We start from the raw sequence: 10517 nt of genomic DNA on the forward strand, positions 1-10517 counted from the left end.
CATCAGGTTGCCCACCGCGTGGCCCGCCAGCCCCTTCTTCCCGGCGAAGCGGTACTGGAACACCTCGCTCAAGGGGCTGTTGGCCTTGCCCCCGGCCAGGGCCACCAGGCAGTTGCGCACGTCCCCCGGGGGCAGCGTGCCCCGCGTGCGCCGCAGCCGGCCCGAGCTCCCCCCGTCATCACTCATCGCCACCACGGCGGTGATGTCCAGGCCCGGGTCCCCCAGCTTCGGATCCGCGCGCCGGGCCAGGCCGCGCAGCACCATGGGCAACCCCGTCCCGCCCCCCATGGCGACGATCCGCGTCGGCCGGATATCGAGCGTCCGCAGCAGCTCGTTGCGGTTGCCCGTCCGGCGCTCCTTGCGCGCCTCCCACTCCAGCGCCTCCTCGAGAGGCAGTTCCGACGACTCGAGCATGTCCCATCCCTCCAACGCCCATCCAAACCACCACCGCCGGGCCCCCCCGGCGGTGTCACCCACACACCCGAGCCACCGTGGCCCGGCCCGTACCGCTCTACCGCGCCCCCCGCGCCAGCAACACGTGCCGCACGGTGTGGAAGATGATGCCCATGTCCAGGAACAGGGAGCCGTTCTTCACGTAGTACAGGTCGAACTCCAGCTTGTTGCGCGCGTCCTCCACCGAGGCGCCGTACGGGTAGCGGATCTGCGCCCACCCGGTGAGGCCCGGCTTCACCGCCTCGCGCAGCCCGTAGAAGGGAATCTGCTGCTTGAGCTGCTCGACGAAGATGGGGCGCTCCGGCCGAGGCCCCACGAAGCTCATGTCTCCCAGCAGCACGTTGAGCACCTGGGGAATCTCGTCGATGCGCGTCTTGCGGATGAAGCGGCCCACCCGGGTGACACGGTCGTCATTGGCCCGGGCCCACACCGCGCCGTCCTTCTCCGCGTCCGTGCGCATGCTGCGGAACTTCCACAGCCCGTAACTCTTGCCGCCCAGCCCCACGCGCTCCTGCCGGTAGAAGAGCGGCCCCTTGGAGTCCAGCTTGATGGCCACCACCACCAGCACCAGGAAGGGCGCGGCGCACAGCAGCAGCGCCGAGGCCACGGCGATGTCGAAGACCCGCTTGGCCATCCGCCGCAGCGGCGTCACCGTGAGCTCGTCCGCGAAGGCGAAGTCACTGGTGCGCAGGTGCGCCACGGGGATGCGGCGCAGCACGCGCTCGCAGAAGCCGGCGGCGTCATACACCCGGCGCCCGGCCAGACGGCAGCGCAGCAGCGCGTCCATCCAGTTGGCCCCGCGCATGTCGTCCGCGGCCTGCACCACGAACTGGGCCCCGAGCCGCTCGGCCATCACGTCCACCTGCTCGGGCTCGCGGCCCTCCAGCTCCAGCCGCCGGGGATCCACCAGGGCCACCACCCGGAAGCTGTCCTCCCCACCCTGTTCGATGGCGCTCGCCACCGAGCGCGCCTTGAGACCGTCTCCGACGATGAGCACCCGGCTGGGGACGCCCACCACCGCGCGCAGCGAGGCACGCACCAGCATCGTGCCCACCAGGGCCCCCATGGCCCCGCCCAGCAGCGCCCCCGGCGGCATGCTCACCGGCAGCACCAGCGGCGCCAGCAGCATCAACACACCCACGAAGGCCGTCGTCACGCCCGCCGCCTTGAGCAGGCGCGCCCCCCGGCCCCGGTCCTCCGCAGCCACCCTCAGGTCGTACAGATCCATGAGGTAGAGCGAGAACTGGTACGTGGGAACGAAGGTGGCCCCCAGCAGCAGCAGCGCCGGCAACGACTGCGCCAGCGGCAGGTCCGCGTTCGCCGGCGCCAGCAGGACCGAACAGCCCGCGGCGCCCAGCAGACAGGCCAGGGCGATGGAGAGCCCCTCGATGAGGAAGAGCGTCAGCTTCCTGGACGAAAAGTAATGATGGAAAACCCGAAGCACGTATGTCCCTCCGACCACCTCGACGCCCTCTGCCTTGACCACCCGGCCGCGCGAAGCCCCTCTCGCGCGGCCGGGTCCCCCCCACGTCCCTACTTGCGGACGTAGTTCTTCAAGTACGGGGTGTCACTCATCTCCGCCCCGTTCAGCACGCAGCCCAGGACGGGCGCCCCGCCGAGCTGCTCCACGGCCTGGCTCACCGAGCGGGCCGGGGTGACGTTGGCCCGCACCACCATCAGCAGACCGTCCGTCTGGTGGCCGAGGATGGCCGAGTCCGCGAAGGGCAGCGTGGGCGGCAGATCCACGTACACCTCGTCGAAGTGCTCGCGCACCACCTTGAGGAACTGCTTCATCTTCGCGCTGGCGAGCGCCTGGGTGGGCTCTTCCGGCGCGGTGCCGGCGGTGATGACGGCCATGCGCGTGGACTGGAAGCGGCGCACCAGGTCACGCACCTCGCACTCCCCGGCCAGCAGCTCCGCCAGACCCGGGCGGTTGCGGATGCCGAGCACCTCGGCCACCTGCCCCCGACGCAGATCCGCGTCGATGAGCAGGATGCGCCGCTCCGGGTTGGCCCGGGCCGCCGCCAGGGCGAGGTTCACCGTCGTCACCGTCTTGCCCTCGCCGGGCATGGCCGAGGTGATGCCCACCACCTTGAGCGGCCGCAGCTCGCGCATCCGCTCCAACCGGTAGTAGAGGCTGCGGTACTGCTCCGCCGCACCCGAGGCCGGCGCCGTCAGCGACACCACCCGCCTGTCCACCGCGTTGGGAGAACCCGCCGCATCGTCCACCCGGGGAAGGAAATTCCCCGCCCGCTCCATCGTCTGCTCCATCTCATTCCTCCCGGATTCCGCGTTGTGCACTCGAAGTTCCCACTCAGTTCAGCGGCGAGTCCGATGAAGACGGCGTCACCACTCCGTTGCGCGCTCCCGTCGCGGGCATCAACACCCGCTTCTCCGCCTTCCCATGCATGTTCGGGACCACCGCCAGCACGGGGAGGGGCAGCCGGTCACGCAGCTCCTGCGTGTCGCGGATGCTGTCGTCGCGCATCTCCAGCACCACCGCGGTGAGGATGCCCAGACCCAGGGAGACGAGGAAGGCGATGAGCAGGCCGCTCATCCGGTCCGGCCTGGCCGCCGTCGTCGGAACCCCGGCCGTGGACATGACGTGGAAGAGGCTCTCGGCGCTCTTGGCCTCGAGGTCCTGGGCGATCTCCGCCTCCACCCGGCGAGACACCACGCTCTGGTACTTGGTGCGGGCGATCTCGTAGTCGCGCTGGAGCACGCCCAGCTCGTGGGCCCACTTCGGCGTGCGATCCAGCCGCTCCTGGTAGCCCCTGGCCTGCTGGTGCAGGGCCTCGATGTCCTTCTGGATGGTGGTGATGAGCTCGGACACGCGGGTGCGCTCCTGGCGCTCCACCCACTGGCGGCTCTCGGCGTCCTTGCGCTTCTCACGCATGGAGGAGAGCTCCTGGTTGATGCGCTTCACCTCGGGGTGATCCCCCGTCCACGAGGAGCGGGCGGCCACCAGGGCCTGGGTGAGGGAGTGCTCGGCGGACTCCAGCCGGCCCGCCTCGCTGTCCGCGGCGTTACGCGCCCGGGCCAGCTCCGAGCGGCGCGCCTCGGCCACGCGCAGCTCCTCGGACTTCGTCTGCATCAGCGCACCCACGCGCTCCAGCCCGCGCATGTTCATCTCGAGCTGCTCGGGCAGCTCGCCGATGTGGTCCACCTTGAACTGGGCGATCTTCTTCTCCCAGTCGGTGACGCTCTTGGAGAGCGACACCAGCTCGTCCTCGAAGAGCTTCGTGGCCCGGGCCGCCTGGTCCTGACGCGACTTCTGCGCCTGCTCGGCGAAGAGCTGCGGCAGCCGGTTGGCCACCTGCGCCGCCACCTGAGGATCCCGGTGCGCGTACGTCAGCTCGAAGGCGCTCTCCCCCTCCACGCGCACCGTCAGGTCCTTGCGCATGCGGATGACGGCGGCCTCGATGCCGTCCTCGGACACGATGTCCGGATAGAGGTTCATCTCCTGGATGGCCCTCTCGAGGACGGGGCGCGACATCAGCTCCTGGCGGACGGTGAGCAGCCGCTGCTCCACCAGCTCGCTCACGGTGCGCTGCGCCATCTCCTCGCCCAGCCGATGCGGCTGCACCCGTACCACCGCCGTCGCCTCGTACACACTCGGCTGAGCCAACACGATGGCGGCACCCACCGCGAAGCAGCCCAGCACGATGGCCCCAACCAGCACCTTTCGGCGCCACAGTGCCTTCAGCACCTGGTCTGCCGTCATCCCTCGCTCCATGTGCACTCCTCCTCCTGGCTCCACCTGTGCCCCCTGTGCTCTCTAGAACGCCGTCATGTGCAGGCGGACCGCCGCGACATTGCGCGTCAGGCCCACCACGTCCACCGCGGCACTGTCCACACCCACCTGCGCGATGCGATCCACCGTGCCCTGCATCGACAGGTACTCATTCATCTTGAACTCGACGCCCGCCCCCAGCGCGTAGCCCTGGGCCACACGGGCCCCTCCGCTCCACGTGAAGGCGCCCTCTCCCGGCGCGCGCCCGTTGCGGAAGAAGCTGGAGACGCCGTACACGGACAGCCGCGAGTTGAAGTGGTGGTTGACCACCAGGCCCGCGTAATCCGCCCACAGCGAGTTGGTGAAGCCGCTGGCGCCCACCAGGTCATGCCCCGCGACGAAGCCCAGATCGAAGCGCCCGGCCTCGTGCAGCAGTTCCAGCTTCACCCGGGGCATCAGCCCCCGGGTACCGTCCGACCCGAGATAGGACACCGGCCCCGCGCGCACCGTGGCGGTGGTCTGCCGCGTCAGTCGGTAGCGCAGGGCCCCGAAGACGCCGTGAGACTGATCCAGCTCCTCGCCGTAGAGGAAGGCCTGGTAGCGGTACTCGGCCCCCAGCGACAACCGCCGCGTGGCCCGCAGCCACGCCTCCACGAACGGGGTATGGACGAAGCCGGTGGCGTGCCCGCCCTCCAGCACCTTCACGCCCTCCATGCCGTAGCCGGCACCCACGTCCGCCCGCCGGCTCAGCCGCCCCGAGACGTACACCCGCGTCTGCCCGTAGAGGACGGGCTCGGCCGCGCGGGCCACGCTCTCGCGGGGCAGGGAGGCGGGATCGGTCACCCGATAGACGCTCCCCGACACCTCCACCCGCAGGCGGCGCGACAACAGCTTGCGCACCGACAGCCCCCCGCGGTGATCCAGCGAGACGTTGCCGGAACCGTGCCGCAGGAGGAGATCCGTCGCGTAGAAGCTCTCCAGCGTCAGCGTCGGATCCTTCACGTCCAGCCCGATCCGCGGCGTCAGCTTCGTCATGAGCTGGCCGCCGCTCCCCCCGGCGCTCAGCCGGAAGTCATCGTCGTAGCGCTCCTCCAGCGTCAGTCGCGCCCGAGGCTCCACCACCGTGGCCGCGAGCGCGGCCGGCGCACACCCCACCACCGCCGCTGTCGCCAGGCCCTTCCATGAACGTCTCACGGCACACCCTCCATCCCCGCACTCCGACCCCAAGCCCACGCTTCGCGTCTACTTGACGATGATGGTGTCACCCGGCCGCAGGATGAGCGGCTCGAACTTCTCCGGCTCGTCCACCAGATCGCTGTAGCTCACCGGGATGTACTTGCCGTCCGCGCTCGAGCGGCGCAGGACGACGATGCCCTCGCGATCCGCGAAGTCCGTGAAGCCTCCCGCCAGGGCAATGGCCTGGAGGATGGAGACGCGACCGCGCAGCGGATAGGCGCCCGGGTGGGTCACCTCTCCGGTGATGAAGACCCGGCTGCTGTTCACCTCGCGGACGATCACCGTCACGCGGGGCTCCTGCACATAGGACTTGAGGGACTCGCGGATCTCAGCCGCCAGCTCATCGGGCGTGCGCCCCTCGGCGCGGACCTCACCCACCATGGGCAGGGAGATGAAACCATCCGGCCGCACCGGCAGCGTGCGCGAGAGATCCGCATCGCGCCACACCGCCACGTCCAGGATGTCCTCCCGGCCGATCCGGTACGGCTGGTCCGAGTTGTCCACCTGCGCCGTGCGGTGGGCACACCCCGACAGGAGGAGCAACCCCAGCACCGCCCACCACCTCGCGCTCATCTTTCCCATCGCTCGCCTCTCCCAAAGCACCCGGCCTCTCAACCAAAAGGACGGGGCTACGTGTTCGGGGGTTGGCCTTAGCAGCAGGTGTGCCAAAGGCCCCACGCAGGCAAAGTCTCGGGATCACCGTGGGTTACGCGAGGCACTGAGGTGGAACCGGTGTGGGTGTCCGGGAAAAAATTCCGACATCGGACCTCGGGGCGGACTCGCACCACTGCCCTCGTTGCCCTCGAAGAGGGAACGGCGCTTCCCAAGGTGTCCCGGTTTTTTTCCCACTCTCTCGCGCGGAAGCGCGGCACGCCGTTTGAATCACCTGCGACGGAACCGGGCTCGGACCGGTTCGGAGTGAACTTCAGGGGGCGGACGGCGGCTATGAGCAAGGTGGCGGGGGCGGTGATCGCGATGTTCACGGTGGGGACGGTAGGAATGACGGTGCTCGGCTCGGTGCTGGGGCCCTTCGCGGAGGCGGCCTCGCTCGCATTGATGGGCGTGGGCCTGTTCGCGGGCAGCTCCGCGCTGAACGGGAACAAGGAGGCGGCGCCGGCTGGCGTGGCGAAGGAGGCCTGAACGACCGGAAGAAAGTTCCGACACCGGGCTGAAGCGAGGGCAGTGGGCACCGGAGAGGATCACCAGGCGAGCAGGCGCTCTGCTCGCCTGGTGGCGGACGAGGCCTGGACGTGGCCGAAAGCCCCCACGGGGGCTCAGAAGCAGTACGTGAAGCCCTCCGCATCGGTCCGGGGGCGCTGAGCGAGCGAGACGCCCTTGCGGACGAAGACGTTGTAGTGCCACACCCAGCCATACCCCGAGGGCTGTGAGGGGACGTGGCAGAGGTACTCGTAGTCCTCGCCAAAGCCCGGGCTCAAGAGGATCGCCTGATCCTGCCGGTAGGCCACGCGCATGCTCACGGGTGGCATCCCCGCTGGCCGCTGGGCATCCTCCAGCAAGTAGGGGAACTCTCCATTGAGGAGGAGCACCAGGAACGAGGGGCGATCCCCGAGCACCACCTGGGCGATCCGCGCGGCGCCCTCGGAATCCGGGAAGAAGAGGTGGCCCTGGTACACGCCCCGGCTGTCGTGCATCACACGCGCCACCCGCTTATCCGTCAGGCCGCCGGTGTCGATGATGCGCAGCCCGGAGCGGTAGGCCACGGCCCCCACGTCGAGCATCGCCACCGAGGCGCCCTGCCCGCCCACGGACGTCAGCCACGCGCCCATCGGCTCGCGGGCCTGGAGCGAGGCCAGGGTGTCCAGCTGCACCTGATCGAGCACCTCCTGGGACTGGAGCAGGGCGGCGGGCAGCACCGCCGCGCTCGCCAGGAGCACGAGGCCCACCCGGACCGGAGCCCGTACCGCCTCGCGCAGGCGTTCTCCGAGCACCCGCCAGAGGAAGACGAGGGCGGTCGCGATCGCCACGGAGGCAATGGGCACCAGCGGAATGAGGAACCGGGCGTGGGGAATCCAGTCGCCTCCAACGGAGGCGATATAGCCGACCCACACGGTGGCCAACACGGCGAGGAAGCGGAAGCGACGATCCGCCTTGAACGCGAGCAACCACAGGCCGAGCAGCGCGAGGTAGCCATGGTGCGTCGTGCCGTACCTGGCCAGGTAGGAGAGCCCGGAAGCCAGGCGGGCCCCGAGCTCGGCGCGGGGCACCTTGGCGAGCAGCGTATTGGGGGTGAACGAGCCGAACCACGCCGCCTTGGCGAGGTAGACGGGCACCACGAGCACCAGGGCCGGTAGGGCGAAGGCCACCCAGCGCCGCCAGCGGTCGGGCTCCCGGCGCCACCGCCACAGCGCGCTCACGCCGACGAAGACCAGCGGCAGCCCTCCCTCCGGACGAAAGAGCATCGCCAGCGCGAGCGCCAGTCCCGCCGCGCCCTCGTCCCGGGCTGAGCGGGCGCGGACGTGGAAGTACAGGCCGAGCGCCACGAGGGCGGCGAAGGGCGCCGTCTCGAGGCCATTGACGCACGCCACGGCGACACCGGTGTGCAGCGCCACGAGGAGCCCCGCGACGATGCGGGCCCACGGCGAGTCATACAGCTCCCGGGCGAGGGCCATGGTGGCCCACAGCAGCACGAGCCCCCACAGGAGCCCGAGGACCTTCACCGCCAGGAGCGGCTCCACCCCGAGGCGCAGGAAGGCGGCCTCCACCACGACCATCGCGGGGCTGGTGAAGCCCTCCACGCGCTCGCCCACGTTGAAGACGGGCCCGTGGCCCGCGGCGAGGTTCTCCGCGTAGCGCAACAGGATGAAGGCGTCGTCCACCCGCATCGGGAAGAAGAGCAGCCCATGCAACACGAGCAGGAGCCCGAGGAGGGGGAAGGCGACGGCGCTAGCACGGGAGGTGCGTGACATGGGGCGCGGATGCTACCAGGAGCCTCCTGGCGGACTGACGCCAAAGCGTTGTGCCTCAGTGAGACGAGCCCTTCGGCGCTTCCGCGCCCCAGACCGCCTTCAGGCGTGCATCACGGCAGCACGTGGCGCGGTAGAAGCGGTACCGCAGCGGGTTCTTCCGGTAGTAGCCCTGGTGGTACGCCTCGGCCAGGTAGGGATGTTCAGCGAGCCCCCCGATGACCCGCGGGCCGGGCTATGGTGCCGGGCGATGAAGCCGTGGAAGGTGATCGATCGGGCGCCCGCTCCGGGCGGTGGCGAGCTGGTGCTGCATCAGCGGGGTGAGGAGTTCGCCATCCGCGTGAACGGCCGCGAGCTCATGTCCAGCCGGCAGCATGGCTCCGAGGAGAAGATGGCCGAGGTGGCCTGCACGGGTCTCAAGGGAAAGCATCCGAGGGTGCTCGTGGGAGGCCTGGGGCTGGGTTACACGGTGCGGGCCGCGCTGGACCGGTTGCCGCCGGGTGCCGAGGTGGTGGTCTCGGAGCTGGTACCGGCGGTGGTCGCGTGGAACCAGGGCGTGCTGGCGCCCCTGGCCGGGCGGCCGCTCGAGGATGCGCGGGTGAAGGTGGAGACGCGGGACGTGGGCGAGCTGCTGCGCGAGGCGGACGGCACGTACGACGCCGTGCTCCTGGACGTGGACAACGGCCCCGAGGCGCTCACCCAGGAGCAGAACCGCTGGCTCTACGGCGAGCGGGGACTGGCCATCATCCGGCGCGCGCTCAAGTCGCGCGGCGTGGTGGTGGTGTGGTCGGCCTCGCCGGACCACCTCTTCGCCAACCGGCTGAAACGCGCGGGCTTCGACACCGAGGTGGTGGAGACGCCCGCGCGCGGCAAGGGTGGCGGACCGATGCACACCCTGTTCATCGGGCGCGTCTAGACGGAAGGCTTCCGCCCCGCCCACGGCCGAGCCTGCTCCAACTGCGCCGCGAGCCGGAACAGCGTGGCCTCGTCTCCGAAGCGGGCAGCGAACTGCACCCCGATGGGCAGGCCCGCGCCATTCCAGTACAGGGGCACGGACATGGCCGGCTGCCCCGTCTGGTTGAAGAGCTGCGTGTTGGGCGTCCGCTCCAGGCTGTTGGCGGCGAGGTCGTCGAACATCTTCATGAAGGCGGGCTTCAACGGCACCCGACGCAGCACGCGCAGCGCGGCGAGTTCCACCGGCTTGAGCGCCAGCTCCCCGATGCGCACCGGCGGATAGGCCAGTGACGCGTCGAGGAAGAGATCGTAGCGCTCGAAGAAGGTCGCCATCGCCCGGCCCGCCCGGTGGGTGGCATTGCGCGAGCGTTGCAGATCGGTCGCCGAGAGCATCTGGCCCATCTGCGAGAGCGCCCACGTCGTGGGCTCGAAGTCCTCGGGAGTGACAGGCTTGCCCATCAGCTGGCCAATCTCCTCCAGCGTCGGCGCCACGTTGGCCGCGACGTTCACCAGGTAGGCGCGCACCAGCTCTGCCCAGTCGAGCCGGGGGGCGTCCTCGATGACCTCGTGGCCCAGCTCCGCGCAGAGCTTCGCCGCGTCCCTCACGGCCGCGACGCAGTCCGGATGGACGTTCTTCCCGAAGAGCGAGCCGGTGGAGAAGGCGATGCGCAGACGTCCGGGCGGGGTCCCCACCTCCTGGAGGAAGGGCCGGGCGATCGGAGGCGCCGCATAGGGATCGCCCGCCTCGGGCCCCTGGGTGGCATCGAGCATGGCGGCACTGTCCCGCACACTGCGCGACAGCACATGCTGCTGGACGTAGCCGCCCCAGCCCTCACTGCTGCTCGGGCCCACGGGGTTGCGAGCGCGGGTAGGCTTGAGCCCGAAGAGGCCGCAGGCGGACGCGGGGATGCGGATGGAGCCACCACCGTCCCCCGCGTGGGCCATGGGCACCATCCGCGCCGCCACGCACGCCGCCGAGCCTCCACTGGAGCCCCCGGTCGAGTGGTTCAGGTTCCACGGGTTGCGCGTGGGCCCGCGCAGCGCCGGCTCGGTGGTGCCGAGCAGCCCCAGCTCGGGCGTGTTGGTCTTGCCGACGAAGATGACGCCGGTGCGACGCTGGCGCGCGATGAGCTCCGAGTCCTGAGGGGGAACGAAGCCCACCAGCGCCTTGCACGAGCCGGTGAAGGGCTCTCCTCCCACATAGCCATCGAGGTCCT

At 70.2% G+C, this 10517-nt stretch carries 10 protein-coding genes; 2 read left to right on the forward strand and 8 right to left on the reverse strand.

Going from position 1 to position 10517, the window contains the following annotated elements:
- The 6 genes from VF794_RS18210 to VF794_RS18235 all read right to left on the reverse strand — a co-directional run.
- On the reverse strand, window positions 1–414 hold a 414-nt coding region (locus tag VF794_RS18210; protein WP_331112100.1), incomplete at its 3' end, for a gluconeogenesis factor YvcK family protein.
- Window positions 415–511: 97 nt separating this feature from the next.
- Window positions 512–1897, reverse strand: coding sequence for a sugar transferase (locus tag VF794_RS18215; protein WP_331112102.1), 1386 nt, complete (start codon window positions 1895–1897; stop codon window positions 512–514).
- An 89-nt stretch (window positions 1898–1986) separates the two neighbouring features.
- Complete coding sequence (locus VF794_RS18220) at window positions 1987–2724, reverse strand: CpsD/CapB family tyrosine-protein kinase (protein WP_331112104.1); 738 nt, start codon at window positions 2722–2724, stop codon at window positions 1987–1989.
- 43 nt (window positions 2725–2767) lie between these two features.
- Window positions 2768–4189 carry a GumC family protein gene (locus tag VF794_RS18225; RefSeq protein ID WP_331112105.1) on the reverse strand — a complete coding sequence of 474 codons (1422 nt, stop codon included), beginning with the start codon at window positions 4187–4189 and terminating at the stop codon, window positions 2768–2770.
- Window positions 4190–4231: 42 nt separating this feature from the next.
- Window positions 4232–5380 carry a hypothetical protein gene (locus VF794_RS18230; protein ID WP_331112107.1) on the reverse strand — a complete coding sequence of 383 codons (1149 nt, stop codon included), beginning with the start codon at window positions 5378–5380 and terminating at the stop codon, window positions 4232–4234.
- A gap of 48 nt (window positions 5381–5428) precedes the next feature.
- Entirely contained in the window at window positions 5429–6004 is a 576-nt protein-coding gene (locus VF794_RS18235; RefSeq protein ID WP_331112109.1) for a polysaccharide biosynthesis/export family protein, read from the reverse strand.
- Between the two features lie 363 nt (window positions 6005–6367).
- Between VF794_RS18235 and VF794_RS18240 the strand changes: the two genes are divergently transcribed.
- Window positions 6368–6562: a hypothetical protein gene (locus tag VF794_RS18240; protein ID WP_331112111.1), complete on the forward strand. Its 195-nt coding sequence runs from the start codon at window positions 6368–6370 to the stop codon at window positions 6560–6562.
- Between the two features lie 134 nt (window positions 6563–6696).
- Here the strand turns inward: VF794_RS18240 and VF794_RS18245 are convergent, their stop codons facing one another.
- Complete coding sequence (locus VF794_RS18245) at window positions 6697–8349, reverse strand: glycosyltransferase family 39 protein (protein WP_331112113.1); 1653 nt, start codon at window positions 8347–8349, stop codon at window positions 6697–6699.
- Window positions 8350–8596: 247 nt separating this feature from the next.
- On the opposite strand from VF794_RS18245, the gene VF794_RS18250 reads away from it, so the two are divergent.
- On the forward strand, window positions 8597–9262 hold the full coding sequence (locus tag VF794_RS18250; protein WP_331112115.1) for a hypothetical protein: 666 nt from the start codon (window positions 8597–8599) through the stop codon (window positions 9260–9262).
- Here VF794_RS18250 and VF794_RS18255 read toward each other — a convergent pair.
- A partial coding sequence (locus VF794_RS18255) for an amidase (RefSeq protein ID WP_331112116.1) occupies window positions 9259–10517 on the reverse strand: 1259 nt, incomplete at its 5' end. The two genes, VF794_RS18250 and VF794_RS18255, sit on opposite strands and share 4 nt — an antisense overlap.

Source organism: Archangium sp., from assembly GCF_036389735.1.
Lineage (GTDB): Bacteria > Myxococcota > Myxococcia > Myxococcales > Myxococcaceae > Archangium.